Annotated in this window: 25 protein-coding genes; 11 read left to right on the top strand and 14 right to left on the bottom strand. The window is 59.8% G+C overall.

Annotated features, from left to right (window positions below):
- Window positions 1–127 precede the first annotated feature (127 nt).
- Window positions 128–2,578 carry a glycogen/starch/alpha-glucan phosphorylase gene (locus GJU48_RS01595; RefSeq protein WP_094952190.1) on the bottom strand — a complete coding sequence of 817 codons (2,451 nt, stop codon included), beginning with the start codon at window positions 2,576–2,578 and terminating at the stop codon, window positions 128–130.
- 236 nt (window positions 2,579–2,814) lie between these two features.
- On the opposite strand from GJU48_RS01595, the gene GJU48_RS01590 reads away from it, so the two are divergent.
- A complete protein-coding gene (locus GJU48_RS01590) occupies window positions 2,815–3,249 on the top strand; it encodes a YkgJ family cysteine cluster protein (RefSeq protein ID WP_003171132.1) in 435 nt (144 codons plus the stop codon).
- 346 nt (window positions 3,250–3,595) lie between these two features.
- On the opposite strand, the gene typA is transcribed toward GJU48_RS01590, so the two are convergent.
- Together typA and thiI are read right to left on the bottom strand one after the other, a co-directional pair.
- Window positions 3,596–5,416 carry a translational GTPase TypA gene (gene typA / locus GJU48_RS01585; RefSeq protein ID WP_094952189.1) on the bottom strand — a complete coding sequence of 607 codons (1,821 nt, stop codon included), beginning with the start codon at window positions 5,414–5,416 and terminating at the stop codon, window positions 3,596–3,598.
- Window positions 5,417–5,555: 139 nt separating this feature from the next.
- The gene (gene thiI, locus GJU48_RS01580) at window positions 5,556–7,010 is read right to left on the bottom strand and encodes a tRNA uracil 4-sulfurtransferase ThiI (protein WP_094952188.1); all 1,455 of its coding nucleotides are present in this window, start codon (window positions 7,008–7,010) and stop codon (window positions 5,556–5,558) included.
- 334 nt (window positions 7,011–7,344) lie between these two features.
- Here thiI and glnA point away from each other — a divergent pair, with 334 nt between their 5' ends.
- Window positions 7,345–8,751 (top strand): glutamate--ammonia ligase, encoded by a 1,407-nt coding sequence (gene glnA / locus GJU48_RS01575; RefSeq protein WP_017138628.1) that lies wholly within the window; start codon window positions 7,345–7,347, stop codon window positions 8,749–8,751.
- A 71-nt stretch (window positions 8,752–8,822) separates the two neighbouring features.
- Here glnA and GJU48_RS01570 read toward each other — a convergent pair whose 3' ends face one another.
- On the bottom strand, window positions 8,823–9,062 hold the full coding sequence (locus GJU48_RS01570; protein ID WP_083355706.1) for a DUF6124 family protein: 240 nt from the start codon (window positions 9,060–9,062) through the stop codon (window positions 8,823–8,825).
- Between the two features lie 349 nt (window positions 9,063–9,411).
- Between GJU48_RS01570 and GJU48_RS01565 the strand changes: the two genes are divergently transcribed.
- From GJU48_RS01565 to ntrC, 3 genes are all read left to right on the top strand, one after another.
- Window positions 9,412–10,008 carry a chorismate mutase gene (locus GJU48_RS01565; RefSeq protein ID WP_094952187.1) on the top strand — a complete coding sequence of 199 codons (597 nt, stop codon included), beginning with the start codon at window positions 9,412–9,414 and terminating at the stop codon, window positions 10,006–10,008.
- A gap of 386 nt (window positions 10,009–10,394) precedes the next feature.
- Window positions 10,395–11,480, top strand: coding sequence for a nitrogen regulation protein NR(II) (gene glnL, locus GJU48_RS01560; protein ID WP_078046461.1), 1,086 nt, complete (start codon window positions 10,395–10,397; stop codon window positions 11,478–11,480).
- Window positions 11,477–12,913, top strand: a complete 1,437-nt coding sequence (gene ntrC, locus GJU48_RS01555) for a nitrogen regulation protein NR(I) (RefSeq protein WP_094952186.1) — start codon at window positions 11,477–11,479, stop codon at window positions 12,911–12,913. The genes glnL and ntrC overlap by 4 nt, the downstream gene beginning before the upstream one ends.
- A 624-nt stretch (window positions 12,914–13,537) precedes the next feature.
- On the opposite strand, the gene GJU48_RS01550 is transcribed toward ntrC, so the two are convergent.
- Window positions 13,538–13,978 (bottom strand): hypothetical protein, encoded by a 441-nt coding sequence (locus GJU48_RS01550; RefSeq protein WP_094952185.1) that lies wholly within the window; start codon window positions 13,976–13,978, stop codon window positions 13,538–13,540.
- On the opposite strand from GJU48_RS01550, the gene GJU48_RS01545 reads away from it, so the two are divergent.
- Window positions 13,977–14,432 (top strand): tRNA (cytidine(34)-2'-O)-methyltransferase, encoded by a 456-nt coding sequence (locus tag GJU48_RS01545; RefSeq protein WP_003171120.1) that lies wholly within the window; start codon window positions 13,977–13,979, stop codon window positions 14,430–14,432. The two genes, GJU48_RS01550 and GJU48_RS01545, sit on opposite strands and share 2 nt — an antisense overlap.
- A 104-nt stretch (window positions 14,433–14,536) precedes the next feature.
- Here GJU48_RS01545 and secB read toward each other — a convergent pair whose 3' ends face one another.
- The 3 genes from secB to GJU48_RS01530 are packed head-to-tail and all read right to left on the bottom strand — an operon-like array spanning window position 14,537 to window position 15,728.
- Window positions 14,537–15,016: a protein-export chaperone SecB gene (gene secB, locus GJU48_RS01540; protein ID WP_083355711.1), complete on the bottom strand. Its 480-nt coding sequence runs from the start codon at window positions 15,014–15,016 to the stop codon at window positions 14,537–14,539.
- Between the two features lie 42 nt (window positions 15,017–15,058).
- Window positions 15,059–15,313, bottom strand: a complete 255-nt coding sequence (grxC, locus tag GJU48_RS01535; RefSeq protein ID WP_094952184.1) for a glutaredoxin 3 — start codon at window positions 15,311–15,313, stop codon at window positions 15,059–15,061.
- Between the two features lies 1 nt (window position 15,314).
- Window positions 15,315–15,728, bottom strand: a complete 414-nt coding sequence (locus GJU48_RS01530; protein ID WP_094952183.1) for a rhodanese-like domain-containing protein — start codon at window positions 15,726–15,728, stop codon at window positions 15,315–15,317.
- Window positions 15,729–15,879: 151 nt separating this feature from the next.
- Here GJU48_RS01530 and gpmI point away from each other — a divergent pair, with 151 nt between their 5' ends.
- From gpmI to GJU48_RS01505, 5 genes are all read left to right on the top strand, one after another.
- Window positions 15,880–17,406 carry a 2,3-bisphosphoglycerate-independent phosphoglycerate mutase gene (gene gpmI, locus GJU48_RS01525; protein ID WP_094952182.1) on the top strand — a complete coding sequence of 509 codons (1,527 nt, stop codon included), beginning with the start codon at window positions 15,880–15,882 and terminating at the stop codon, window positions 17,404–17,406.
- Between the two features lie 256 nt (window positions 17,407–17,662).
- Window positions 17,663–18,958 (top strand): murein hydrolase activator EnvC family protein, encoded by a 1,296-nt coding sequence (locus tag GJU48_RS01520; RefSeq protein ID WP_094952181.1) that lies wholly within the window; start codon window positions 17,663–17,665, stop codon window positions 18,956–18,958.
- Window positions 18,959–18,988: 30 nt separating this feature from the next.
- Window positions 18,989–20,317, top strand: a complete 1,329-nt coding sequence (locus GJU48_RS01515; protein ID WP_094952180.1) for a S41 family peptidase — start codon at window positions 18,989–18,991, stop codon at window positions 20,315–20,317.
- Window position 20,318: 1 nt separating this feature from the next.
- Window positions 20,319–21,104 (top strand): divergent polysaccharide deacetylase family protein, encoded by a 786-nt coding sequence (locus tag GJU48_RS01510; RefSeq protein ID WP_094952179.1) that lies wholly within the window; start codon window positions 20,319–20,321, stop codon window positions 21,102–21,104.
- A gap of 63 nt (window positions 21,105–21,167) precedes the next feature.
- The gene (locus tag GJU48_RS01505) at window positions 21,168–21,317 is read left to right on the top strand and encodes a hypothetical protein (RefSeq protein ID WP_155295914.1); all 150 of its coding nucleotides are present in this window, start codon (window positions 21,168–21,170) and stop codon (window positions 21,315–21,317) included.
- Window positions 21,318–21,418: 101 nt separating this feature from the next.
- Here GJU48_RS01505 and GJU48_RS01500 read toward each other — a convergent pair whose 3' ends face one another.
- The 6 genes from GJU48_RS01500 to hisB form a co-directional block, all read right to left on the bottom strand.
- Complete coding sequence (locus GJU48_RS01500) at window positions 21,419–22,174, bottom strand: substrate-binding periplasmic protein (RefSeq protein WP_094952177.1); 756 nt, start codon at window positions 22,172–22,174, stop codon at window positions 21,419–21,421.
- 66 nt (window positions 22,175–22,240) lie between these two features.
- Window positions 22,241–23,011 (bottom strand): imidazole glycerol phosphate synthase subunit HisF, encoded by a 771-nt coding sequence (gene hisF, locus GJU48_RS01495; protein WP_003171107.1) that lies wholly within the window; start codon window positions 23,009–23,011, stop codon window positions 22,241–22,243.
- Window positions 23,012–23,096: 85 nt separating this feature from the next.
- The gene (hisA, locus tag GJU48_RS01490; protein WP_003187784.1) at window positions 23,097–23,834 is read right to left on the bottom strand and encodes a 1-(5-phosphoribosyl)-5-[(5-phosphoribosylamino)methylideneamino]imidazole-4-carboxamide isomerase; all 738 of its coding nucleotides are present in this window, start codon (window positions 23,832–23,834) and stop codon (window positions 23,097–23,099) included.
- A gap of 79 nt (window positions 23,835–23,913) precedes the next feature.
- On the bottom strand, window positions 23,914–24,171 hold the full coding sequence (locus GJU48_RS01485) for a DUF2164 domain-containing protein (RefSeq protein WP_094952176.1): 258 nt from the start codon (window positions 24,169–24,171) through the stop codon (window positions 23,914–23,916).
- On the bottom strand, window positions 24,172–24,810 hold the full coding sequence (hisH, locus tag GJU48_RS01480; RefSeq protein ID WP_094952175.1) for an imidazole glycerol phosphate synthase subunit HisH: 639 nt from the start codon (window positions 24,808–24,810) through the stop codon (window positions 24,172–24,174).
- The gene (gene hisB / locus GJU48_RS01475) at window positions 24,810–25,403 is read right to left on the bottom strand and encodes an imidazoleglycerol-phosphate dehydratase HisB (RefSeq protein WP_003218037.1); all 594 of its coding nucleotides are present in this window, start codon (window positions 25,401–25,403) and stop codon (window positions 24,810–24,812) included. Before hisB ends, hisH begins: the two co-directional genes overlap by 1 nt.
- Window positions 25,404–25,818: the final 415 nt, after the last annotated feature.

Raw genomic sequence — 25,818 nt, 5'->3', positions numbered from 1 at the left:
CGGGGGCTAGTATATCGACGCAGCACTAATGTGGGAGCGGGCTTGCCCGCGATAGCGTGTCGCATATTTGCAAACTGACACTGCGCTATCGCGGGCAAGCCCGCCCCCACACTTGGATCAGCGGTGTTTAGTCGAGGGCTTTCCAGATCTCGGTGGCGTATTCGCGGATCGTGCGATCCGAGCTGAACCACCCCATCCGCGCCGTATTGAGCACCGCCGAACGCCACCACGCCTTGGAGTCATGCCAATGCGCCTCGACCCGTGCCTGGGCATCCCAGTAGGAATCGAAGTCGGCACACACCAGGAAACGGTCGTAGTCGATCAGGCCATCGATCAAACCCACATAACGGCCCGGATCATCCGGCGAGAACACCCCGCCCCGGATCGCTTGCAGCACATCGTTGAGGCGATGGGAGGCGGCAATTTCCGGCCCGGCGTTGAATTCACCGGCGTGCTTGCGGGCTTCCACCTGCTGCGCACTGAGGCCGAAAATAAACATGTGATCAGCGCCCACGCGCTCGTGCATCTCCACGTTGGCGCCGTCCATGGTGCCGATGGTCAGCGCGCCGTTGAGGCCGAACTTCATGTTGCTGGTGCCCGAGGCTTCGAAGCCCGCCGTGGAGATCTGCTCCGACAAATCTGCCGCCGGGATGATGCTTTCCGCCAGGCTGACGTTGTAGTTGGGCAGGAACACCACCTTGAGCAAGCCGCGCACGGTGGGGTCGTTGTTCACGGTGCGGGCGATGTCGTTGGTCAACTTGATGATCAACTTGGCCTGGTGATAACTCGCGGCGGCCTTGCCCGCGAAGATCTTCACCCGTGGCACCCAGTCAGTGCCCGGCTCGGCGCGTATCGCCTGGTACAGCGCCACGGTGTGCAGCAGGTTGAGCAACTGGCGTTTGTATTCGTGGATGCGTTTGACCTGCACGTCGAACATCGCCGCCGGGTTGACGGAGATGCCCAGGCGCTCGTGGATGATCTCGGCCAGCGCGCGCTTGCTGTGCAGGCGCTGATCGGCGAAGGCTTTGCGGAAAGACTGCTTCTCGGCGAAGGTTTCCAGCTCCGTCAGGCGGGTTTCCATGGTGTCGAGAATGTCCGGGCCCAGCGCTTCCACCAGCATCTCGGTGAGCTTGGGGTTGGCCTGGTACAGCCAGCGGCGGAAGGTGATGCCGTTGGTTTTGTTGTTGATGCGCTCCGGGTACAGCTTGTGCATCTCGGAGAATACCGTGCTGCGCATCAGCTGGGTGTGCAAGCCGGACACGCCGTTGACGCTGTGGGAGCCCAGGAACGCCAGGTTGCCCATGCGCACACGGCGGCCGTTGTCTTCTTCGATCAGCGACACGGCGCGCAGCACGTCAAAGTCGTGAATGCCTTTGGCGCGCAGCGAGTCGATGTGCTGGGCGTTGATCAGGTAGATGATCTGCATGTGCCGGGGCAGCATGCGTTCCATCAGGCCCACAGGCCAGGTTTCCAATGCCTCGGGTAGCAAGGTGTGGTTGGTGTAGGAAAGGGTTTCAACCGTCACATCCCACGCGGCTTCCCACGGAATGTCATGCAGGTCGACGAGTTGGCGCATCAGCTCAGCCACGGCAATCGAGGGGTGAGTGTCGTTGAGCTGGATGGCGGCGTGCTCGCCCAGGCTCAATACCGAGCCGTGCATGTTTTTGTGGCGGCGCAGCAAGTCTTGCAAGGAGGCGGCGACGAAGAAGTATTCCTGGCGCAGGCGCAGTTCCTGCCCCGCTTCGGTGCTGTCGGCCGGGTAAAGCACTCGCGAGATGCTTTCGGCGCGGGCGACTTCGGCGACGGCGCCCAAGTGGTCACCGGCGTTGAAACGTTCCAGGTGCAGGTCTTCCACGGCGCGTGCACGCCACAGGCGCAGGGTGTTGACGCTGGCGCCACGCCAGCCAACGACTGGGGTGTCATAAGCAACCGCGCGCACGGTTTCACTGGGCGTCCACACTTGGATCAGCTTGCCGGAGGCGTCCGGCAGGGTTTCGACGCTGCCGCCAAAGCCGATCGGGTAAATCACTTCGGCCCGCTCGAATTCCCATGGGTTACCAAAGTCCAGCCAGCGCTCGGTCTGTTCCTGCTGCCAGCCATCAACAATCGCCTGGCGGAACAGGCCGTGCTCATAACGAATGCCATACCCGTGGCCGGCAATGCCCAGGGTCGACATGCTTTCCATAAAGCATGCCGCCAAGCGGCCCAGGCCACCGTTGCCGAGCGCCGCGTCGGGCTCCAGCAGGCGGATGCGCTCCAGGTCGACTCCCAGTTCGGAGAGTGCTTCGCGCGCGATCTCCAGCACGCCAAGGTTGCTCAGGCTGTCGTAGAGCAAACGACCGATCAGGAATTCGAGAGAGAGGTAATAAACCCGCTTCTGGCCTTTGCGGTAAATACGCCGTGTATGGTCCATCCAATGGTCGACCATCTGGTCGCGCGCGGCCAGGGCAATGGCTTCAAACCAGTCGTGGTCGAAGGCGTGGTCGGGGTCTTTGCCCACCGCGTAGGTGAGTTTGGTCAAGACAGCATCGCGGAATGCGGCTACCTCTGCTTCTCGTGCAAGCGGTTCCTGAGACATCGGTGCGACCTCGGGCGAGATTGAAGGAGTTGCTAGAGCCTAGTCGGTCTGACAGACGGCGGACGTGCTGGTTCGGCAGTTTTTTAACTCATTCACCTTTGCGGGAAATTGATGCAGGGGTCGTGCCCGAACGGCGCTTGAGCAGCCTTCGGGCTGAAAACCGCAAAATATTGTTCAAAAAATCATCAATCCCGGTATTATCGCGCGCCCGGATATAGCCCCACCTTGGAACCCTGATGAAGCCTCAACTGATCGCCGCCGCGGAACTCGACCGTCTCGAGACCTGGCAGAAATATTCCGCCCACATGTGCGGTGGCTGCGTGTCCAGCTGCTGCACGCTGCCGGTTGAGGTGAAGATCAAGGACCTGATCCGCATTGGCATCGTTGACGAGTTCGAACGCGGCGACCCGCCGAAGAACATCGCCAAGCGTTTGCAGAAGGAAGGCATCGTCGAGCGCTACAACTCCAAATCAGAAATTTTTACCCTGCAGCGCATGAGCAACAACGATTGCCTGTACCTGGATCGTAAGACGCGCTTCTGCACTATTTATGACAAGCGCCCGGATACCTGCCGCAACCACCCGAAAATCGGCCCGCGGCCTGGGTATTGCGCGTATAAGCCGAAGGAAGTGGTGCGCGAGACTAAGTTCAAGACCCTCGATAAGTTCTGATCATCGTTCCCACGCTCTGCGTGGGAACGCCTCTTGGGACGCTCCACGTCCCGCCTTTAAGAGCGGACGCGGAGCGTCCAGGAGCCGGGGGTGGCCCCGAGCAGCACCACCGGTATAAGCCGAAGGAAGTGGTGCGCGAGACTAAGTTCAAGACCCTCGATAAGTTCTGATCATCGTTCCCACGCTCTGCGTGGGAACGCCTCTTGGGACGCTCCACGTCCCGCCTTTAAGAGCGGACGCGGAGCGTCCAGAGCTACATTCCCACGCAGAGCGTGGGAACGATCAGGCATAAAAAAACGCCCCCGGCCTTTCGACCGGGGGCGTTTTTCATTCAGCCTGAGTTAACTCAGTTCTTGGCTTTCTTGGCAGCGCGGGTACGCTCGCCTTCGTCCAGGATCTTCTTACGCAGGCGGATCGACTTAGGCGTAACTTCGCACAGCTCGTCGTCCTGGATGAATTCCAGAGCCTGTTCCAGGGTGAAGCGAACAGGTGGAACCAGAGCGATGGTTTCGTCTTTACCCGAAGCACGCATGTTGTCGAGCTTCTTGCCTTTGGTTGGGTTGACGCCCATGTCGTTGTCACGGCTGTTCAGACCAACGATCTGACCGTTGTAGATCTCTTGACCGTGTTCAACGAACAGCTTGCCACGCGCCTGGAGAGTTTCCAGGGAGTAGGTCAGCGCCTTGCCGGTTTCTACCGATACCAGAACACCGTTCTGACGGCCGGACATGTCGCCGGACTTCATGGTGTCGTAGCGATCGAAGATCGAGGTCAGGATGCCAGCACCGTTGGTCAGGGTCAGGAACTGGTTACGGAAACCGATCAGACCACGAGCAGGGATGTTGTATTCCAGACGCACACGGCCTTTGCCATCCGGCACCATGTTGGTCAGGTCGCCGCGACGCAGGCCCATCTCTTCCATGACTTTGCCCTGGGATTCTTCCGGGGTGTCGATGGTCACGTCTTCAAACGGTTCCTGCTTCACGCCGTCAACCTGGCGGATGATCACTTCCGGACGACCAACGCCCATTTCGAAGCCTTCGCGACGCATGGTTTCAATCAGTACCGAGAGGTGCAGCTCACCACGGCCGGAAACCTTAAACTTGTCAGCCGAGTCGCCTTCTTCAACGCGCAGTGCAACGTTGTACAGCAGCTCTTTGTCCAGACGTTCCTTGATGTTACGGGAAGTCACGAACTTGCCTTCTTTACCGCAGAAAGGCGAGTCGTTTACCTGGAAGGTCATGGAAACGGTTGGCTCGTCAACGGTCAGAGGCTTCATCGCCTCGACAGTGTCCGGCTGGCACAGGGTGTCGGAGATGAACAGCGAGTCCATACCGCTGACGCACACGATGTCGCCTGCGAAAGCTTCTTCAACGTCGATACGGTGCAGACCGTGGTGACCCATCAGTTTCAGGATACGACCGTTACGCTTCTTACCGTCGGCACCGATAGCAACAACCGGAGTGTTCGGCTTGACGCTACCACGAGCGATACGGCCAACGCCGATAACACCCAGGAAGCTGTTGTAGTCCAGTGCCGAGATTTGCATCTGGAACGGGCCTTCACGGTCAACCTTCGGCGGTGGAACGTGGTCAACGATCGCCTGGTACAGCGGGGTCATGTCTTCCGCCATGGCGGTGTGTTCCAGACCGGCAATACCGTTCAGGGCAGAGGCGTAGATCACTTGGAAATCAAGCTGCTCTTCGGTTGCACCCAGGTTGTCGAACAGGTCGAAAATCTGGTCCAGAACCCAGTCCGGACGCGCGCCTGGACGGTCAACCTTGTTGATGCACACGATCGGACGCAGGCCGGCTTCGAAAGCCTTCTTGGTCACGAAACGGGTTTGCGGCATAGGGCCGTCTTGGGCATCAACCAGCAGCAGAACGGAGTCAACCATCGACATTACACGTTCAACTTCACCGCCGAAGTCGGCGTGGCCCGGGGTGTCCACGATGTTGATGTGGTAGCCGTTCCAGTTGATAGCGGTGTTTTTAGCCAGGATGGTAATACCGCGCTCTTTTTCCTGGTCGTTGGAGTCCATCACGCGCTCGTCGTTGAGCTCGTTGCGCTCCAGGGTGCCGGATTGACGCAGGAGTTTGTCTACCAGGGTGGTTTTACCATGGTCAACGTGAGCAATGATGGCGATGTTACGTAGATTTTCGATCACTTGTGTATCTCGATCAGAGGATTCGGTGTGCTGACAGGTCGTGGCAGCGATTAACAGTAGAGTCAGGCCTTGCCGTTACAGCTTGACGGCAGAGTCGGGGGGCCGGTGACGCAGGCCACAGGCAAACAGCCCCGGGCTCTTAGCTCGGTCGATAAACGCGCACATTGGCATGCCCCTCACTGAGCAAATGGTGGGCATGCAGGCGACTCATCACGCCTTTGTCGCAATACAGCAGGTACTGACGGCTGTTATCCAGTTCCTTGAAACGCGCGTTCAATGCGTAGAACGGCAGCGCTTGCACGTCGATGCCAGTGATTTCCAGCGGCTCATCTTCCGCGGCATCCGGGTGACGGATGTCGACGACAATCTGGCCGGCCAGGGCTTCGCTGACTTCTTCGATTTGCACGTCTTGGCCCAGTTCGTCGATTACGCGATCGATCGGGACCATTTTGGCGTTCTCGAGCGCACGCTCCAGAATCGCCATATCGAACTGTTGTTCTTCGTACTCCACGCGGTTGCGCTTGGCGTGGGTCTTGGGGTTCACCGAGATGACCCCGCAATATTCAGGCATGTGCTTGGCGAAATCCGCCGTGCCGATTTCTTCGGCCAGGTCGATGATGTCCTGCTTGTGACTGGCAATCAGCGGGCGCAGCACCAGCTTTTCGGTCACGCAGTCAATCAGCGACAGGTTCGGCAGCGTCTGGCTGGAAACCTGGGAGATCGCTTCGCCGGTCACCAGCGCGTCGATCTGCAACTGATCGGCGATTCGGGACGCAGCGCGCAACATCATACGCTTCAATACTACGCCCATATGACTGTTATCGACTTTGCCGAGAATTTCGCCCAGCACTTCCTCGAACGGTACGCTTACGAATAGCACGCGCTGGGAGCTGCCGTACTTCTTCCAGATAAAGTGCGCGACTTCCATCACGCCCAATTCGTGTGCACGCCCGCCCAGATTAAAGAAGCAGAAGTGGCTCATCAGGCCGCGGCGCATGATCTGGTAGGCCGCCACTGTGGAATCGAAACCGCCGGACATCAGTACCAGGGTCTGTTCCAGGGCGCCCAACGGGTAGCCGCCAATGCTGTTGTGCTGGCTGTGGATCACAAACAACCGTTGGTCGCGAATTTCCATGCGCACTTCAATTTGCGGCGCTTTCAGGGAAATTCCGGCGGCGCCGCACTCGCGACGCAGCTTGCTGCCGACGTATTTCTCGACGTCCATGGAGGTGAAGGTGTGCTTGCCGGCGCGCTTGCAGCGCACCGAAAAAATCTTGCCTTCTAACTCTGTGCCGAAATGCAGTTTGCACTTTTCGGTGATGTCGTCGAAGTCGCCCAGCGGGTACTCATCCACCTGCAGGAAATGCGCGATGCCCGGCATGCAGCTCAGGCGCTCGGTCATGTCCTTCAAGGCTTTGGCGTCGGTGACACGGGTTTCCAGCTCGAGGTTGTCCCACACGCCGTTCACCACCACAGCCGGGTCCAAGTAACGGAGCACGGCACGGATGTTCTTGGCCAACTGACGGATGAAACGCATCCGTACCGGTCGGCTTTTGATGGTGATCTCGGGGAACACTTTAACGATTAATTTCATGGAAACAGCGCGCGCCGGGCCTGCTGAAAAAGGGGGGCGCGGATTATAGCGGAAATCGCTCAAGGTTTAACCAGTTAATATGCATTGACGATACCGCGCACCAAAACGGGTCATTTGCGCAAATTAACGCTACATTGCAGTGCGTTAATTATTCCGCTTCAGCGGATTGCACCGTTATAGGGGCCATTTTGAGGCAAAAAGGCCATGTTGGCGCACTGGCATGCAATTTGCTCTCTTGTGAGGCAGGTTGCCTTGGTCGAGTATTCGCGCCGGCATCACCCACATTCTAAGGGCTAACTCCACTACCCCAGCCCGAAGCCACCCGGAGGACACCATGTCGAAGTCGGTTCAACTCATCAAAGATCATGACGTTAAATGGATTGATCTGCGCTTCACGGACACTAAAGGTACTCAGCACCACGTGACCATGCCGGCTCGCGACGCGCTGGATGATGCTTTCTTCGAAGAAGGCAAAATGTTCGACGGTTCCTCCATTGCTGGCTGGAAAGGCATCGAAGCTTCCGACATGATCCTGATGCCGGACGACAGCACTGCCGTTCTCGACCCGTTCACCGAAGACCCAACCCTGATCATCGTCTGCGACGTGATCGAGCCTTCGACCATGCAAGGCTACGACCGCGACCCACGTGCGATCGCCAAGCGTGCCGAGGAATACCTGAAGTCGACCGGTATCGGCGACACCGTATTCGTTGGCCCAGAGCCAGAATTCTTCATCTTTGATTCGGTCAAGTTCAAGTCCGACATCTCCGGCTCCATGTTCAAGATCTTCTCTGAACAAGGTTCGTGGATGTCCGACCAGGACATCGAAGGCGGCAACAAAGGCCACCGTCCAGGCATCAAAGGTGGCTACTTCCCAGTTCCGCCATTCGACCACGACCACGAAATCCGTACCTCCATGTGCAACGCCATGGAAGAAATGGGCTTGGTCATCGAAGTTCACCACCACGAAGTGGCGACTGCCGGCCAGAACGAAATCGGTGTGAAGTTCAACACCCTGGTGGCCAAGGCTGACGAAGTTCAGACCCTGAAGTACTGCGTACACAACGTGGCTGATGCCTACGGCCGTACCGCTACCTTCATGCCTAAGCCGCTGTATGGCGATAACGGTTCGGGTATGCACGTTCACCTGTCCATCGCCAAAGATGGCAAGAACACCTTCGCTGGCGAAGGTTATGCCGGCCTGTCCGACACCGCCCTGTACTTCATCGGCGGTATCATCAAGCACGGTAAGGCCCTGAACGGCTTCACCAACCCGTCGACCAACTCCTACAAGCGTCTGGTCCCAGGTTTCGAAGCGCCGGTAATGCTGGCCTACTCGGCTCGCAACCGTTCCGCCTCGATCCGTATTCCTTACGTGTCCAGCCCACGCGCTCGCCGTATCGAAGCGCGCTTCCCGGACCCAGCAGCTAACCCGTACCTGGCTTTCGCTGCCCTGGTCATGGCTGGCCTGGACGGTATCCAGAACAAGATCCACCCAGGCGACGCCGCCGACAAAAACTTGTACGACCTGCCGCCTGAAGAGGCCAAAGAGATCCCACAAGTGTGCGGCAGCCTGAAAGAAGCCCTGGAAGAGCTGGACAAGGGCCGTGCGTTCCTGACCAAAGGCGGCGTATTCAGCGACGACTTCATCGATGCCTACATCGAGCTGAAAAGCGAAGAAGAAATCAAAGTACGCACCTTCGTACACCCACTGGAATACGAGCTGTACTACAGCTGCTGATCCGGTAGCGCTGCTTAACGTGGCGTGATGAAAAAAGACCTCCTTCGGGAGGTCTTTTTTTTGCCTGGGGTTCAGCGGGCCGGGGCGTGGCGGTCGAGCATCTTGGCAATCATCAAGGTGCCCAAGGCACTGAGCTGGTGAATCGCCAGAACCGTATCGCGGTGTTTGCCTTCCAGCGCCTCGGACAAATCAAGCAACAAGGTGCTGACCGAGGAGAAGGCTTCGAAGCTGTTGACCAGCAGGGACTCGTCGTCGCTACCGGGATCGATGGTGAAGACGGATGGAGGTGGATTTGGGGTTGGTTTGAACATTTTCTACATTCCTCAATGAGGCCGCCTTCGCTTCGCTACTAAACGAAAGGGTGGCGGCTGTGCGCAGGTTAGTAGACCGGTGAATGTAGAAGCCCGGCGCATCCGAGGATGCCCTGGACTGATGGAGAATGCACGACCTACAATTCGAATCCAGGCTACTAAACCTGATCGCTGATGAGCAGCGACCGAGCAACCTTAAAGACGACAAGCCAGCCGTACAAGCCGGCGGATTCTGGCTCACCTGTAGGCAAGCACGCAAGTTAAGGTAGCCTCTGACTGACACCGCCCCCAACCTGCAAACCCAATCAACATGTGGGCGCTGGCTTGCCTGCGATAGCATCAGCTGGGTATACCTGCTGTACCGAGTTGCCCGCATCGCAGGCAAGCCAGCTCCCACAGGAGATCTGCTTTGAAACATCGACTTGTGTTCGCTTTGTTATTTATCAGCGCCAGTGCGAGCGCCGCGCCGCCCACCCTGGAGCCTCTGCTCAACAGCATCGCCGAGCGCCTGGAGATCGCCGACCAGGTTGCCCTGAGCAAATGGGACAGCCACAAGCCCGTAGAGGACAAGAAGCGCGAACAGGAAGTGATCGCCAGCGTCGTCGCCCAGGCGCCTACTTACAAACTGGACCCCGCCGCCGCCGAGCAATTTTTCTCGGCGCAGATCGAAGCCAATAAGTTGGTGCAATACACCCATCTATCCGACTGGCAGTTCCAAGGCAAAGCGCCCGACAACCCGCGCCCGGACCTGGTGAAGCAGATTCGTCCGCAGCTGGATCAACTGCAAAAACGCCTGCTCCAGCAGCTTGCGGACTTCACCCCACAGCGCACCGACCCACAGTGCCCGCAATGGTTGACGCAAGCCGTCCATGAGCCACAGAACGAACCAATGCGCCAACTGGCGATGATCCGCGCCACCGCTGAGCTGTGCATCTACAAAGGTTAAAGACTGCAAACCCAATCAGAACTGTGGGAGCTGGCTTGCCTGCGATAGCGTCGGCACATTCAATATTGCTATCCACAATTGCTATCGCAGGCAAGCCAGCTCCCACATTGACCTAGATACTCATGCCAATTCATCGCCAGCCCTCACTTCCTGAACAGGTTTCACAAAACCGCACTATATTGGTGCGATAGCCTGCACGCTTCCCATCTGCCCAGCCCATTTTGGTTCGATTCTTCCCGAACAAGCTGGCAGAACGCCACAGTTTCGCGCCTTAAACCCCTATTTCAGGGGTTTAAGGCTTCTTTTCGGAGCCTTGGTTTGGTTTTTGCATTTTCCTTGTATCAGCGTGTGCCTCAAGCCCGCGCCTTGCTCCAAAAGAGGTCCTGATGACCATCAGCGATGCACTGCACCGTTTGTTACTCGACAACCTGACCACCGCGACCATTCTGCTCAATGATGACCTGCGTCTTGAGTACATGAACCCGGCGGCGGAGATGCTCCTGGCCATCAGCGGCCAGCGCAGCCATGGGCAGTTCATCAGCGAATTGTTCACCGAGTCGGCCGAAGCCTTGAGTTCTTTGCGCCAGGCGGTGGAGCAGGCACACCCGTTCACCAAGCGCGAAGCGATGCTCACCGCCCTCACCGGCCAGACGCTGACGGTCGACTACGCCGTGACCCCGATCCTGAGCAACGGCACCACCCTGCTGCTGCTCGAAGTGCACCCACGTGACCGCCTGCTGCGCATCACCAAGGAAGAAGCGCAGCTGTCCAAGCAGGAAACCAGCAAGATGCTGGTGCGTGGCCTGGCCCACGAGATCAAGAACCCGTTGGGCGGGATTCGCGGCGCCGCGCAACTGCTGGCCCGCGAACTGCCGGAGGAGCACCTCAAGGACTACACCAACGTCATCATCGAGGAGGCCGACCGCTTGCGTAACCTGGTGGACCGCATGCTCGGCTCCAACAAGTTGCCATCGCTGGCGATGACCAACGTGCACGAGGTGCTGGAGCGCGTCTGCCAACTGGTCGAGGCCGAAAGCCAAGGCTGCATCACCCTGGTGCGCGACTACGACCCAAGCATTCCCGACGTGTTGATCGACCGCGAACAGATGATCCAGGCGGTGCTCAATATCGTGCGCAACGCCATGCAGGCCATCAGCAGCCAGAACGAGCTGCGCCTGGGCCGCATCAGCCTGCGCACCCGCGCCCTGCGCCAGTTCACCATCGGCCATGTGCGCCATCGCCTGGTGACCAAAGTCGAGATCATCGACAACGGCCCGGGCATTCCTGCGGAACTGCAGGAAACCATTTTCTTTCCCATGGTCAGCGGCCGCCCGGACGGTACCGGGCTGGGCCTGGCCATTACTCAGAACATCATCAGCCAGCACCAGGGCTTGATCGAATGTGAAAGCCATCCCGGCCACACCACGTTCTCGATCTTTCTGCCTCTGGAACAAGGAGCCCCATCGACATGAGCCGTAGTGAAACTGTCTGGATCGTCGATGACGACCGTTCTATCCGCTGGGTCCTCGAGAAAGCCTTGCAACAGGAAGGCATGACCACTCAGAGCTTCGACAGCGCCGACGGCGTGATGAGCCGCCTGGCGCGCCAGCAGCCGGACGTGATCATCTCCGACATCCGCATGCCCGGCGCCAGTGGCCTGGACTTGCTCGCGCGCATCCGTGAGCAGCACCCGCGCCTGCCGGTGATCATCATGACCGCGCACTCGGACCTGGACAGCGCTGTCGCGTCCTATCAAGGCGGCGCCTTTGAATACCTGCCCAAGCCGTTCGACGTGGATGAGGCGGTGGCGCTGGTCAAGCGCGCCAACCAGCACGCCCAGGAACAACAGAACCAGCAAGCCCCACCCGCCCTGACCCGCACCCCGGAAATCATCGGCGAAGCGCCGGCGATGCAGGAAGTGTTTCGCGCCATCGGGCGCTTGAGCCACTCCAACATCACCGTGCTGATCAACGGCGAGTCGGGCACCGGTAAAGAGCTGGTGGCGCATGCACTGCACCGCCACAGCCCACGGGCGGCCTCGCCGTTTATCGCGCTGAACATGGCGGCGATTCCCAAGGATTTGATGGAATCCGAGCTGTTCGGCCATGAGAAAGGCGCCTTCACCGGTGCCGCCAACCTGCGTCGCGGCCGCTTTGAACAGGCCGACGGCGGTACGCTGTTCCTGGATGAGATCGGCGACATGCCGGCCGACACCCAGACCCGCTTGCTGCGCGTATTGGCCGACGGCGAGTTCTATCGCGTTGGCGGGCACACGCCGGTCAAGGTCGACGTGCGCATCATCGCGGCGACCCACCAGAACCTCGAAACCCTGGTGCACGCGGGCAAATTCCGTGAAGACTTGTTCCACCGTCTGAACGTGATCCGTATCCATATCCCACGCATGTCGGACCGTCGCGAAGACATCCCGACCCTGGCCCGCCACTTCCTCAGCCGCGCCGCGCAGGAGCTGGCCGTCGAGCCGAAGCTGCTGAAAAGCGAGACTGAGGAATACCTCAAGAACCTGCCGTGGCCAGGTAACGTGCGCCAGCTGGAAAACACCTGCCGCTGGATCACCGTGATGGCTTCGGGTCGCGAAGTGCATATCAGCGACCTGCCGCCGGAGCTGCTCAGCCTGCCGCAGGACTCAGCCCCTGTGACCAACTGGGAACAGGCGCTGCGCCAATGGGCAGATCAGGCCTTGGCGCGTGGCCAGTCGAACCTGCTCGACAGCGCCGTGCCGGCGTTCGAGCGAATCATGATCGAAACCGCCTTGAAGCACACCGCCGGCCGCCGCCGCGACGCCGCCGTGCTGCTGGGCTGGGGCCGTAATACCCTGACGCGCAAGATCAAGGAGCTGGGGATGAAGGTGGATGGCGGGGATGAAGATGAGGGTGATGAGGGCTGACTGATCGCTCCCACGCTCTGCGTGGGAATGCCTCCCCGGACGCTCCGCGTCCAGGCCTCACTGCAACTTGAGGTCTGTGCACTGGTGACGCGGAGCGTCACACGATGCATTCCCACGCGGAGCGTGGGAACGATCAGATCAGATGCAGTGCACCGCTTCAATGCACCATGAACCGGCATCGGGCATGGATCCAACGCTTGAAACATCAGCCACGCTGAAAAAACCTTGAACAGCAAAAACACCAAAGCCCCGTATTCCGGGGCTTTGCGCTTTATGGCGTGATTTTTTGGCACAAATTACAAACTCTGGCACGCGCCCTGCAATAACCCTTGTACTACCCAGTTTCGGGGACCTTGGTACAGGCAGGCCGAGAATCCCCTCTTTACACCTGGGGTGCTTGATGCGGATCGCGTCGTGCCCCACACCCGTTTCGGGAACCTCGGTACAGGCAGGCCGGGGATTCCCTCTTTAACACCGAAGCCTTTGGCTTCACCCCGTTTTGGGAGCCCTGGTACAGGCAGGCCGGGAACTCCCTTCTTTACACTCGGAGCTTATGCGGCACAGCGCCCATAGCCCCAGCCCGTTTTGGGAACCTTGGTACAGGCAGGCCGGGGATTCCCTCTTTTATTGCTCTTGGAGATGGATCTCAAGCCGCCAGCGGCCATCGGCCTTCTCTCCCTTCCATTCCCCGCGCAACGGCCGAGCCGCCACCAGGTTGAGCAGCAAGCCGCTATCGGTCTTGCGGATGCGCCAGTTCACGTCCTTGTCATTGACCTTGAGTTGCCCATTGGCCACCTTGCCCTGCGCGTCGAACAGCAGCGCCACGGTGCCATCCACCTGCTCGCCGTGCAGCTTGGGCTCGCTGTTGAACCACACCACCACGCCGTCCTTTGCCAGCTCTACCTGTTGCAATTCGACCGGCTCCGGGGTGGTCAGGCGGCCAATCATCAGGCCGATCATCAAACCGACAATCACCATTGAGCCCAAGACCCTGGGCAATAGCTTCGGCCTTGGGTCGTCTTCAGGGGTAGAATGCAGCGCATCTTTGCCTTCGGAGCCGTGCATGTTTCACGTCATCCTTTTTCAACCAGAAATTCCGCCGAATACCGGCAACGTTATCAGGCTGTGCGCCAACAGTGGCTGCCACCTGCATTTGATTGAGCCGCTGGGCTTCGACATGGACGACAAGCGCCTGCGCCGGGCCGGGCTGGACTACCACGAGTACGCCACGCTCAAGCGCCACGCCGATCTGGCCAGCTGCCTGGAAAGCCTGGGCCACCCACGGCTGTTCGCGTTTACCACCAAGGGCTCGCGGCCGTTTCATGATGCCAGCTTTGCCGAAGGCGACGCCTTCCTGTTCGGCCCGGAAAGCCGTGGCCTGCCGGCCGAGGTGCTCGACGCACTGCCCGACGGCCATCGCCTGCGCTTGCCGATGCGCGAGGGTTGCCGCAGCTTGAACCTGTCGAACACCGTGGCCGTCGCGGTCTACGAAGGCTGGCGCCAGCTCGGCTTCAAGTAACACATAAAAACAAATGTGGGAGCGGGCTTGTGTGGGGGGGTGCCGGGGCCCGCAGGCAAGCCAGCTCCCACACAAGCCCGCTCCCACATTTTTACCGCGTCGACTTACTGAACGGTCGACGAACCTTCCTGTTGCATGCGCTGCAGCTCTTGCGCGTACAAGGCATCGAAGTTCACCGGAGCCAGCATCAGCGCAGGGAACGAGCCACGGGTGACCAGGCTGTCCAGGGTCTCACGGGCATACGGGAACAGGATGTTCGGGCAGAACGCGCCCAGGGTGTGGCTCATGGACGCTTCGTCCAGGCCCTGGATCAGGAAGATACCGGCCTGTTGCACTTCAGCGATGAAGGCGACTTCTTCGCCATTCTTGACGGTGACCGACAGGGTCAGCACGACTTCGTGGAAGTCACCTTCCAGTGCCTTTTGACGGGTGTTCAGGTCCAGCGCAACGCTTGGAGTCCATTCCTGACGGAAGATGGCCGGGCTTTTCGGCGCCTCGAACGACAGGTCACGCACGTAGATCCGCTGCAGCGAGAATTGTGGGCCTTGGGTTTCTGCTGCTTCAGTATTCTGTTGGTCAGTCATCACAGATCCTTCTTGATCTTGGGGTCTTTTAGGGTTTAGGAGTCAGACGAGCAGCAGCGCATCGAGTTTACCGGCGCGCTCCAGGGCGAACAGGTCATCGCAACCACCGACATGCTTGTCGCCGATCCAGATCTGCGGCACGGACGTGCGCCCCGCCTTCTGGGTCATTTCGGCGCGCACCTGAGGTTTGCCGTCGACCTTGATCTCTTCGAAGGCAACGCCCTTTTTCTCAAGCAGGGCCTTGGCCCGCATGCAGTAAGGGCACCAATCGCTGGAGTAAACGACAACCTGACTCATGTCACTTCACCAACGGCAGGTTATCGGCCTTCCAACTGCCGATACCGCCGGACAGTTTGGCGGCGGTGAAACCAGCCTTGAGCATCTCGCGGGCGTGGGTCCCGGCGTGCTGGCCTTGGGCGTCGACCAGAATAATGGTCTTGCCTTTGTATTTTTCCAGCTCGACCAGGCGTGCGATGAGCTTGTCCTGTGGAATGTTCAGGGCGCCGACGATATGGCCGGCGGCAAAATCCTTGACCGGGCGAATATCCACGACAACGGCCTCATCCTTGTTGACCAGCGCGGTCAGCTCCGACGTGCTCAGGCTGCGGCCACCGCGGCTCATTTCATGAGCGATCAGCAGCGCCAGCAGGATGACGAAGGCACCCGCGAGCAGGTAGTGGGCAGTGGCAAATGCAATCAGGTGATCAACCATCAAGGAGGTTCCAGGGCGTTAAAATGGCGGTAAGTATACACAGCCGTCAGGGGGGGCCAACCCCCGTAAAGCGGTGACGTGGTCGGAACTTCGCTTTAGACTGCTACTCCCTTTTAGATTGCCTTCCTTTATTACCGCCGCGAGAGGATCTATGACTACTACGCCTAAACCTTTGGTCCTGATAATTCTCGATGGCTTCGGACACAGTGAAAGCCACCACGACAACGCCGTGTACTCGGCCAAGAAGCCGGTACTCGACCGCCTCACCGCCACCGTACCCAACGGTTTGATCTCAGGTTCGGGGATGGATGTAGGCCTGCCGGACGGCCAGATGGGCAACTCGGAAGTCGGCCACATGAACCTCGGCGCCGGACGAGTGGTATACCAAGACTTCACGCGCGTGACCAAATCGATCCGCGACGGCGAGTTCTTCGAGAACCCGACCATTTGCGCGGCGGTGGATAAAGCAGTCGCAGCCGGCAAGGCCGTGCACTTCATGGGCCTGTTGTCCGACGGCGGCGTGCACAGCCACCAGGACCACCTGGTCGCCATGGCCGAGCTGGCGTTCAAGCGCGGCGCCGACAAGATCTACCTGCACGCCTTCCTCGACGGCCGCGACACCCCGCCAAAAAGCGCGCAGTCGTCCATCGAGCTGCTCGACGCCACCTTCGCCGCCCTCGGCAAGGGCCGCATCGCCAGCCTGGTCGGCCGTTACTTCGCCATGGACCGTGACAACCGCTGGGACCGCGTGGCCCAGGCCTACAACCTGATCGTCGACGGCCAGGCCGAATTCAACGCCGCCACCGCACAGGAAGGCCTGGAGGCCGCCTATGCGCGTGGCGAGAGCGATGAATTCGTCAAAGCCACTACCCTCGGCGAGCCGGTGAAAGTCGAAGACGGCGACGCCGTGGTGTTCATGAACTTCCGCGCCGACCGTGCCCGTGAGCTGAGCCACGTGTTCGTCGATGCCGGTTTCAAAGATTTTGAGCGCGCACGCCAACCGAAAGTCGAGTTCGTGATGCTCACCCAATACGCCGCCAACATTCCGGCCCCCTCGGCGTTTGCCCCGGGCAGCCTGGAAAACGTGTTGGGCGACTACCTGGCGAAAAACGGCAAGACCCAGTTGCGCATCGCCGAAACCGAAAAATACGCCCACGTGACCTTCTTCTTCTCCGGCGGGCGTGAAGAACCGTTCCCGGGCGAAGAACGCATCCTGATCCCGTCGCCAAAAGTCGCCACCTACGACCTGCAGCCGGAAATGAGCGCACCCGAAGTCACCGACAAGATCGTCGATGCCATCGACAATCAGCGTTACGACGTGATCGTGGTCAACTACGCCAACGGCGACATGGTGGGCCACAGCGGTAACCTGGAAGCGGCCGTAAAAGCCGTCGAATGCCTGGACCTGTGCGTCGGCCGCATCGTCGACGCCCTGGAGAAAGTCGGCGGCGAAGCGCTGATCACCGCCGACCACGGCAACTGCGAGCAGATGTCCGACGAATCCACCGGGCAAGCCCACACCGCCCACACCACCGAGCCGGTGCCGTTCATCTATGTCGGCAAGCGCGACCTGAAAGTGCGTGAAGGCGGAGTGCTGGCGGATGTGGCGCCGACCATGCTGAAGCTGATGGGGTTGGAGAAGCCGAAAGAGATGACCGGGACTTCGATTCTGGTTTGACCCTGAGACGCACCGCAAGCCCCTGTGGGAGCTGGCTTGCCTGCGATAGCATCAACTCGGTATCTCTGAAGCACCGAGGTGTCCGCATCGCAGGCAAGCCAGCACCCACAGGGTTGGAAGGTGCTTTTGAGGATATCTTTTTGCCACACCAACGCCACTCGGCACCTATCTTGCCCGCAAGCCCCAATTGGGCGTTTTTTTTGCGGCGCTTGGCGGGCATACTAGGCTGTCCCTTTCCCTGGTGTCGCCCGCCTCTATGCTTCGCGCCTTGATTACCCTCGCTCTTGTCTGCCTGCTCCAACCGGCGTTTGCCGATGAGCGCGCACAAACCCAACAACAGTTGGACGCTACGCGTCAGGACATTACTGAGCTGAAAAAACTGCTCGGCAAGCTCCAGGAAGAAAAATCCGGGGTGCAGAAAGACCTGCGCGGCACGGAAACCGAGATGGGCAAGCTCGAGAAGCAGGTCCAGGAGCTGCAAAAAGAATTAAAGAAGAGCGAGTCGGAACTGGAGCGACTCGACGCTGAGAAAAAAAAACTCCAGAGCGCACGCGTTGAACAGCAACGCCTGATCGCGATCCAGGCCCGCGCCGCCTACCAGAGCGGCCGCCAGGAATACCTCAAGCTGCTGCTTAACCAGCAGAACCCAGAAAAATTCGCGCGTACCCTCACCTATTACGACTACCTGAGCAAGGCACGTCTGGCGCAACTTAAGGGTTTTAACGAAACCCTGCGCCAACTGGCCAATGTCGAACAGGAAATTGCCGACCAGCAATCCCAGCTGCTCGACCAGAAAAGCGCCCTCGACACCCAGCGCGACCAACTGGACAAGGTACGTAAGGAGCGCCAGCTGGCACTGGCCAAGCTCAATAACGATGTAAAAGCCCGCGACGCCAAGCTCCAAGCACGCGAGCAGGACCAGGCCGACCTCGGCAAAGTGCTCAAAACCATCGAAGAAACCCTGGCCCGCCAGGCACGTGAGGCTGAAGAAGCGCGCCAGAAAGCGCTGATCGCCCAGCAGGAAGCGGAAAAAAAGCGCCAGCGTGAGGCCGAACTGGCAGCTACCACCGACGCACCGGCGCCCCGTAAACCGCCGCGCGCAGCCCCTGGGCCACTGGTTTCCAGCGCCGGCGAGAACTTCGGCGGCCCTTTTGCTTCAGCGCGCGGCAAACTTCCATGGCCCGTTGATGGTCGACTACTGGCACGCTTCGGTGAAACCCGTGGCGATGACACCCGCGCCAAGTGGGATGGCGTCATGATCAGCGCCGGCGCCGGCAGCCAGGTGCATGCCGTGCATGGTGGCCGTGTGGTGTTTGCCGATTGGCTGCGGGGCGCGGGTTTGTTGGTGATTCTTGACCACGGTAATGGCTATTTGAGCCTTTACGGCCACAATCAGACTTTACTCAAGTCGGCAGGTGATGTTGTAAAAGCCGGTGAATCCATCTCCACTGTCGGTAACAGTGGTGGGCAGGACACGCCAGCGCTGTACTTCGCTATTCGTCAGCAGGGCCGCCCGAGCGACCCTGCACAATGGTGCCGTTCCCAAGGATAGGGCCGCATCTACATTAGGAGTTCGTTCGACATGCTGCATTTGTCCCGCCTCACTTCGCTGGCCCTGACGATCGCCCTGGTGATCGGCGCGCCTCTGGCTTTTGCCGACCAGGCCGCTGGAGCTGCACCCGCCGCCACGACCGCGACCACGGCTGCGACCACCAAGGCCCCGCTGCCGTTGGACGAGCTGCGTACCTTTGCCGAGGTCATGGACCGGATCAAGGCAGCCTATGTCGAACCCGTAGACGATAAAACCCTGCTGGAAAATGCCATCAAGGGCATGCTCAGCAACCTCGACCCGCACTCTGCCTACCTGGGCCCGGAAGATTTCGCTGAGCTGCAGGAAAGCACCAGCGGCGAATTCGGCGGCCTGGGCATCGAAGTCGGCTCCGAAGACGGCCAGATCAAAGTGGTGTCGCCGATCGACGACACCCCAGCATCCAAGGCCGGTATCCAGGCCGGCGACTTGATCGTGAAGATCAACGGCCAGCCGACCCGTGGCCAGTCCATGACCGAAGCCGTCGACAAGATGCGCGGCAAGCTCGGCCAAAAAATCACCCTGACCTTGGTGCGCGACGGCGGCAACCCGTTTGACGTAACCCTGGCCCGCGCGACCATCACGGTCAAGAGCGTGAAGAGCCAGCTGCTGGAGTCGGGCTACGGTTACATCCGTATCACCCAGTTCCAGGTCAAGACCGGCGACGAAGTGGCCAAGGCCCTGGCCAAGCTGCGCAAAGACAACGGCAAGAAACTCAACGGCATCGTGCTCGACCTGCGTAACAACCCGGGCGGCGTGTTGCAGTCGGCGGTGGAAGTGGTCGACCACTTCATCACCAAAGGCCTGATCGTCTACACCAAGGGCCGTATCGCTAACTCCGAACTGCGCTTCTCAGCGACCGGCAATGACCTCAGCGAAAACGTGCCATTGGCTGTGCTGATCAACGGCGGCAGCGCCTCGGCCTCCGAAATCGTCGCCGGCGCCTTGCAAGACCAGAAACGCGGCGTACTGATGGGCACCACCAGTTTCGGCAAAGGCTCGGTGCAAACCGTGTTGCCGCTCAACAACGAGCGCGCGCTGAAGATCACCACGGCGCTGTACTACACGCCGAACGGTCGCTCGATCCAGGCCCAAGGCATCGTGCCGGACATCGAAGTACGTAAAGCCAAGATCACCAACGAGATCGACAGCGAGTACTACAAAGAGGCCGACCTGCAAGGCCACCTGGGCAATGGCAACGGCGGCGCCGACCAGCCGACCGGCAGCGCCACCAAAGCCAAGCCGATGCCGCAGGACGATGATTATCAACTGGCCCAGGCGCTGAGCCTGCTTAAAGGCCTGAGCATTACGCGCAGCCGTTGATATGCGTTTTGCCCTGATCATCGCTGTGCTGTGCAGCCTGGCAGGCGTCGCCCACGCGACGCCTGCGGGCGAGCCGCATAAAGCCTACCTGACCCTTATCATCGACGACCTGGGGCAAAACCTGCCCCGGGATCGTCGCGTGCTGGCCCTGCCTGGGCCGGTGACCATGGCGATCATGCCGGACACGCCCCACGCCGCCGAATTCGCCCGCGAAGCGCACAAGGCCGGCAAGATCGTGATCCTGCACATGCCCATGGACCCGGCTACCGGCCCGTTCGCCTGGCACCCCGACTTGCCCATCGAAGAACTCGGCAAACGCCTGGAGGCCGCCTTCAAGGCCGTGCCCTACACCGCCGGCATCAATAACCACATGGGCAGCCGCATGACCGCCCAACCGGCCGCCATGGCGTGGCTGATGGCCGAGCTGCAACGACGCAACAAGTTCTTTGTCGACAGCCGCACCAGTGCACAGACCGTCGCCGCCGCCGAGGCGCAGAAGATTGGCTTGGCGCATGTCTCGCGGGATGTATTCCTCGATGACGAGCGCACCGAAGCGGCGATCACCACGCAGCTGCAAACCGCAATCAAACTGGCGCACAAACAAGGTTCAGCCGTAATGATCGGCCACCCTTACCCGCAAACCCTGGCGGTATTGGAGCGCGAGTTGCCCAAGCTCAAGGCCCAGGGCATCGACTGGATTGATATCAAGTTGATGATCAGCGTACGTGGCAATCAGGCCATGGCCGGGCATGGGAAAAACGGCATTTATCTTCCGTTGCGTAGATAAATACAGCTCGGCAATGCGCTCGCTCTTCGATAGTTGATACTCCTATCAACTGGAGAGCCTCCAATGAAGCCTCTGCAATTCAACGACCTGCTCATCAACTTTACCAGCGAGTTTCTTCCGCTCTGGAGCGATAAGGGATCAGGCGCGCATAAAGACGTCGGCCTTTATACCGCCTGCTACGCCTGGATGACAGCCAGGTATCAGACACTGTGAGCTACAACAGCGGCGAGCACGTGTACATGAGCCAGTACCCCAGCGTGGAGCCACTGCCTGAGAAAGCGCCTGGAGTAGACCCCCTTGAAGCACAGCCCACACTAGAGATAGCGGGCTATGATCTGTTCGAGGACACCCTCGCCCCGTAACTGATCGAGTGCCGCTTGGAGTTTGGTCACCACGTCATCCGGCACGTCTTTGTTCAGCGCGAGGTAGAGCTGGGCGCTGTTGAAGCGCAACACGGTCTTGAGCCCCGTTACGCCGACCTGGCGCGCCAGGTAACGCCCGGCAGGATCGCCGGTGGCCCACAGGTCGATCTGGCCATCCATGAGCTTTTGCGCGTTGTCTTGGTCGCGCAGCACCACCAACGGGTTGAGGCCCTGTTTTTCCAGGGTCTGGGCAATGGCGTCGCCCTTGTAGGCACCAATCTTGTAACGACGGGCATGCTCAAGGTCCGACAGCTCTATCTTGCTGTCGGCCTTGGCCAACAACACCCAATCATCAGGGCCGATAGGGCCGACCCATTTGAACAAGGCTTCGCGATCCGGCAGGCGCGCCATCACGAATACGCCGTAACCGGGTTTTTCCAGGGCGAGTTTGTAGATTCGCTCCCAAGGAAACCGCAGGGTCAGGTTGTAGGAAATGCCGGCACGCTTGAAAGTCTCGCGGACGATGTCCACGGCGATGCCTTCGATGTTCTCGTCCTTGGCGAAATTTTTGCCGTTTTTCGCCATGTTGTAAGGCGGAAAGTTTTCCGTCAGCAACACCAGGGCGGCGTCAGACGGTTCTTCGGCGTGGGCAGCACCGGCCATAAGCACGGAGGTACTGGCGAGGGCGAGCAACAAGGTCTTGAACATGAAGGCTACCGGAATCCATGGCAAGCGCAAAGAGTGCCGCGCGCCTGCCATGGTGTCCAGTAGCGTTTAGCGAACGACGATACCGCGCGCCGCCATGTAGGCCTTGGCCTCGGGAACGGTGTATTCGCCAAAGTGGAAAATACTCGCCGCCAGCACGGCGCTGGCGTGGCCTTCGATCACGCCGTCGGCCAGGTGCTGCAGGTTGCCGACGCCGCCGGAGGCAATCACCGGAATGCCCAGCGCATCGCTGATGGCGCGGGTGACGCCGAGGTCGAAGCCGTTTTTCATGCCGTCCTGGTCCATGCTGGTCAGCAGGATTTCACCGGCGCCCAGGCCTTCCATCTTCATCGCCCACTCCACCGCGTCCAGCCCGGTGGGCTTGCGGCCGCCGTGAGTGAAGATCTCCCAGCGCGGTGTTTCACCCGGGCCGGAGACTTTTTTGGCGTCGATGGCGACCACGATGCATTGCGAGCCGAAGTGCTGCGCGGCTTCGCCGACAAACTCCGGGTTGAATACCGCCGCGGTATTGATCGAGACCTTGTCCGCGCCGGCATTGAGCAGGTTGCGGATGTCTTGCACGGTACGCACGCCGCCGCCCACGGTCAGCGGGATAAACACCTGGCTGGCCATGCGTTCCACGGTATGCAGCGTGGTGTCGCGGCCGTCGACGCTGGCGGTGATGTCGAGAAAGGTAATCTCGTCAGCACCTTGCTCATCGTAGCGACGCGCGATTTCCACCGGGTCGCCGGCGTCACGGATGTTCTCGAACTTGACGCCCTTGACCACGCGACCGTTGTCGACGTCCAGGCAAGGGATGATGCGTTTGGCCAGCGCCATGGTCAGTCCTCAGCCGTTGTAGGCGTCGCAGTAAGCCTGGGCTTCGGCGACGTCCAGATCGTTTGGCCAGCGCCATGGTCAGTCCTCAGCCGTTGTAGGCGTCGCAGTAAGCCTGGGCTTCGGCGACGTCCAAGGTACCTTCGTAGATCGCGCGGCCAGTGATGGCGCCGATGATGCCAGGCGCCTTGGCGTCCAGCAGCGACTTGATGTCGCCCAGGTTGTGGATACCACCGGAAGCGATCACCGGGATCTTGGTAGCCGCAGCCAAAGCAGCGGTGAACGGTACGTTGCAGCCCTGCATCATGCCGTCTTTGGCGATGTCGGTATAAACGATGGCGGACACACCGTCAGCTTCGAACTGCTTGGCCAGGTCGATCACCTGCACGGTGCTGATTTCAGCCCAGCCGTCGGTGGCGACAAAACCGTCTTTGGCGTCCAGGCCCACGATCACCTTGCCCGGGAACGCGCGGCAGGCTTCAGCAACGAAGGCTGGGTCTTTAACGGCTTTGGTGCCGATGATTACGTAGCTCACGCCGGCTTTGACGTAGTGCTCGATGGTTTCCAAGGAGCGAATACCGCCGCCGATCTGGATCGGCAGGTTCGGGTAGCGCTTGGCGATGGCGGTAACCACCTCACCATTCACCGGCTGGCCTTCGAAGGCGCCGTTCAAGTCCACCAGATGCAGACGACGGCAGCCACCTTCTACCCATTTGGCAGCCATGCTCACCGGGTCGTCGGAGAACACGGTGGAATCTTCCATGCGGCCTTGGCGCAGGCGTACACAAGCGCCGTCCTTGAGATCGATAGCGGGGATAATCAGCATCTGGCAAACCTTATTCGATATTCAGTGGGATAATCAGCATCTGGCAAACCTTATTCGATATTCAGCAATGCTTGGGAAATCAGGGTTTCTCAAGCGACCACAAGTCGCTTTCGATGCTTTCGAACCTTTCTTTAAGGAGCGTCTGCGTGTCGAAAATCGCCCTGTTGTAATAATGCGGCGCCACTTCGGTGGTGAACAACTCAAGAAGCTCGGCGACCTCGAACGAGCCCAGCTTGAGCTCGAAGCGGTCTTCCATGAAGCGCTTGATCGTGAGGGTAGCCTCACCCTCCTGTTCGGGCGTGAGGTTCAAGACCGGCACTTTCGGCTTCTTGGCCATTTACCAGCGACCATCCCACGCGGCGAAGTTCTGCAACAATTGCAGGCCATGGGTATGGCTCTTCTCCGGGTGGAATTGCACGGCAAAACGCGAACCTTCGGCCAGCGCTGCGGCGAAGTCGACGCCGTAGTGCCCGCCACCCACCACCTGGCGCGGGTTACCGGCGGCGATGTAGTAGCTGTGCACGAAGTAGAAACGCGCCATGTCTGGCACTTCGTGCCACAACGGGTGATCCACGGCCTGGCGAACTTCGTTCCAGCCCATATGCGGGACTTTCAGGTGTTCGCCGTCTTCGTGCAGGCCTTTACCGAAGAACTTCACCTGGCCTGGGAACAGGCCGATGCAGTCGACGCCGTCGTTCTCTTCACTGCTGTCGAGCAAAGCTTGCATGCCCACACAGATGCCGAGGAACGGCCGGTCCTGGCTGACTTCACGCACCAGGCTGTCAAAGCCCAGGCGGCGGATCTCAGCCATGCAATCGCGAATCGCGCCCACACCGGGAAATACGACCCGGTCGGCTTCGCGAATCACATTGGCATCGCTGGTGATCAGCACCTTGCCAGCGCCTACGTGTTCGAGGGCCTTGGCCACCGAGTGCAGGTTACCCATGCCGTAATCGATAACCGCGACCGTCTGCATTACAGAACGCCCTTGGTCGAAGGCATTTGCCCGGCCATGCGGTCATCCAGCTCCACCGCCATGCGCAGCGCGCGGCCGAAAGCCTTGAACACGGTTTCGATCTGGTGGTGGGTGTTGGTGCCGCGCAGGTTGTCGATGTGCAGGCTGACAAGTGCGTGGTTGACGAAGCCCTGGAAAAATTCCTGGAACAGGTCGACATCGAAGCCGCCCACGGTGGCGCGGGTGTAGGGCACATGCATCTGCAGGCCTGGGCGGCCGGAGAAGTCGATGACTACGCGCGACAGCGCTTCATCCAGCGGAACATAGGCGTGGCCGTAGCGACGGATGCCTTTTTTGTCACCGATGGCTTTGGCAAATGCCTGGCCCAACGTGATACCGACGTCTTCCACCGTGTGGTGGTCGTCGATATGCAGGTCGCCCTTGCTGACGATATCCAGGTCGATCAGCCCATGGCGGGCGATCTGGTCCAGCATGTGCTCAAGAAAAGGTACACCGATATCAAATCGGGCCTTTCCGGTGCCATCCAGGTTGATCGAGGCTTTGATCTGGGTTTCCAGAGTGTCGCGCTCGACGGACGCCTTACGTTCGGCCATCACCAACTCCGCAAAATCATTGGGCGAAAAAGGCGGCCATTATAGGGGCGCGGGCGCTAAACAGAAACATCGAAGGGGATAAGACTGATGGAGTGTCGGCGATAGACATGTGTGTACAAGCAGGCGCTCCAGAATGGTGCGCCGACCCGATATCTTCAGATGGGTGAAGATCAAGTGTGGGAGCTGGCTCCCACACAAGCCAGCTCCCACATGAGTCCGGCTCCCACAGAAACCGTGCCCACAAGGGGTTACGCGGTGTTAGTGGAACAATACCGCCGTCTTCTGCAAGGCGCTCCAGAATGGTGCGCCGACCCGATATCTTCAGATGGGTGAAGATCAAGTGTGGGAGCTGGCTCCCACACAAGCCAGCTCCCACATGAGTCCGGCTCCCACAGAAACCGTGCCCACAAGGGGT

Source organism: Pseudomonas sp. IB20 (assembly GCF_009707325.1).
Classification (GTDB): Bacteria; Pseudomonadota; Gammaproteobacteria; order Pseudomonadales; family Pseudomonadaceae; genus Aquipseudomonas.
The sequence above is the reverse complement of the archived record's forward strand: the minus strand, read 5'-3'. Positions and strand labels throughout refer to the sequence as shown.

What these genes read in the sequence shown, in the direction of transcription:
- GJU48_RS01595 (WP_094952190.1), bottom strand. Translation starts at nt 2,578, where the DNA reads ATGTCTCAGGAACCGCTTGCACGAGAAGCAGAGGTAGCCGCATTCCGC.
- GJU48_RS01590 (WP_003171132.1), top strand. Translation starts at nt 2,815, where the DNA reads ATGAAGCCTCAACTGATCGCCGCCGCGGAACTCGACCGTCTCGAGACC.
- thiI (WP_094952188.1), bottom strand. Translation starts at nt 7,010, where the DNA reads ATGAAATTAATCGTTAAAGTGTTCCCCGAGATCACCATCAAAAGCCGA.
- glnA (WP_017138628.1), top strand. Translation starts at nt 7,345, where the DNA reads ATGTCGAAGTCGGTTCAACTCATCAAAGATCATGACGTTAAATGGATT.
- GJU48_RS01570 (WP_083355706.1), bottom strand. Translation starts at nt 9,062, where the DNA reads ATGTTCAAACCAACCCCAAATCCACCTCCATCCGTCTTCACCATCGAT.
- glnL (WP_078046461.1), top strand. Translation starts at nt 10,395, where the DNA reads ATGACCATCAGCGATGCACTGCACCGTTTGTTACTCGACAACCTGACC.
- ntrC (WP_094952186.1), top strand. Translation starts at nt 11,477, where the DNA reads ATGAGCCGTAGTGAAACTGTCTGGATCGTCGATGACGACCGTTCTATC.
- GJU48_RS01545 (WP_003171120.1), top strand. Translation starts at nt 13,977, where the DNA reads ATGTTTCACGTCATCCTTTTTCAACCAGAAATTCCGCCGAATACCGGC.
- GJU48_RS01550 (WP_094952185.1), bottom strand. Translation starts at nt 13,978, where the DNA reads ATGCACGGCTCCGAAGGCAAAGATGCGCTGCATTCTACCCCTGAAGAC.
- secB (WP_083355711.1), bottom strand. Translation starts at nt 15,016, where the DNA reads ATGACTGACCAACAGAATACTGAAGCAGCAGAAACCCAAGGCCCACAA.
- grxC (WP_094952184.1), bottom strand. Translation starts at nt 15,313, where the DNA reads ATGAGTCAGGTTGTCGTTTACTCCAGCGATTGGTGCCCTTACTGCATG.
- GJU48_RS01530 (WP_094952183.1), bottom strand. Translation starts at nt 15,728, where the DNA reads ATGGTTGATCACCTGATTGCATTTGCCACTGCCCACTACCTGCTCGCG.
- gpmI (WP_094952182.1), top strand. Translation starts at nt 15,880, where the DNA reads ATGACTACTACGCCTAAACCTTTGGTCCTGATAATTCTCGATGGCTTC.
- GJU48_RS01520 (WP_094952181.1), top strand. Translation starts at nt 17,663, where the DNA reads ATGCTTCGCGCCTTGATTACCCTCGCTCTTGTCTGCCTGCTCCAACCG.
- GJU48_RS01515 (WP_094952180.1), top strand. Translation starts at nt 18,989, where the DNA reads ATGCTGCATTTGTCCCGCCTCACTTCGCTGGCCCTGACGATCGCCCTG.
- GJU48_RS01510 (WP_094952179.1), top strand. Translation starts at nt 20,319, where the DNA reads ATGCGTTTTGCCCTGATCATCGCTGTGCTGTGCAGCCTGGCAGGCGTC.
- GJU48_RS01505 (WP_155295914.1), top strand. Translation starts at nt 21,168, where the DNA reads ATGAAGCCTCTGCAATTCAACGACCTGCTCATCAACTTTACCAGCGAG.
- GJU48_RS01500 (WP_094952177.1), bottom strand. Translation starts at nt 22,174, where the DNA reads ATGTTCAAGACCTTGTTGCTCGCCCTCGCCAGTACCTCCGTGCTTATG.
- hisF (WP_003171107.1), bottom strand. Translation starts at nt 23,011, where the DNA reads ATGGCGCTGGCCAAACGCATCATCCCTTGCCTGGACGTCGACAACGGT.
- hisA (WP_003187784.1), bottom strand. Translation starts at nt 23,834, where the DNA reads ATGCTGATTATCCCCGCTATCGATCTCAAGGACGGCGCTTGTGTACGC.
- GJU48_RS01485 (WP_094952176.1), bottom strand. Translation starts at nt 24,171, where the DNA reads ATGGCCAAGAAGCCGAAAGTGCCGGTCTTGAACCTCACGCCCGAACAG.
- hisH (WP_094952175.1), bottom strand. Translation starts at nt 24,810, where the DNA reads ATGCAGACGGTCGCGGTTATCGATTACGGCATGGGTAACCTGCACTCG.
- hisB (WP_003218037.1), bottom strand. Translation starts at nt 25,403, where the DNA reads ATGGCCGAACGTAAGGCGTCCGTCGAGCGCGACACTCTGGAAACCCAG.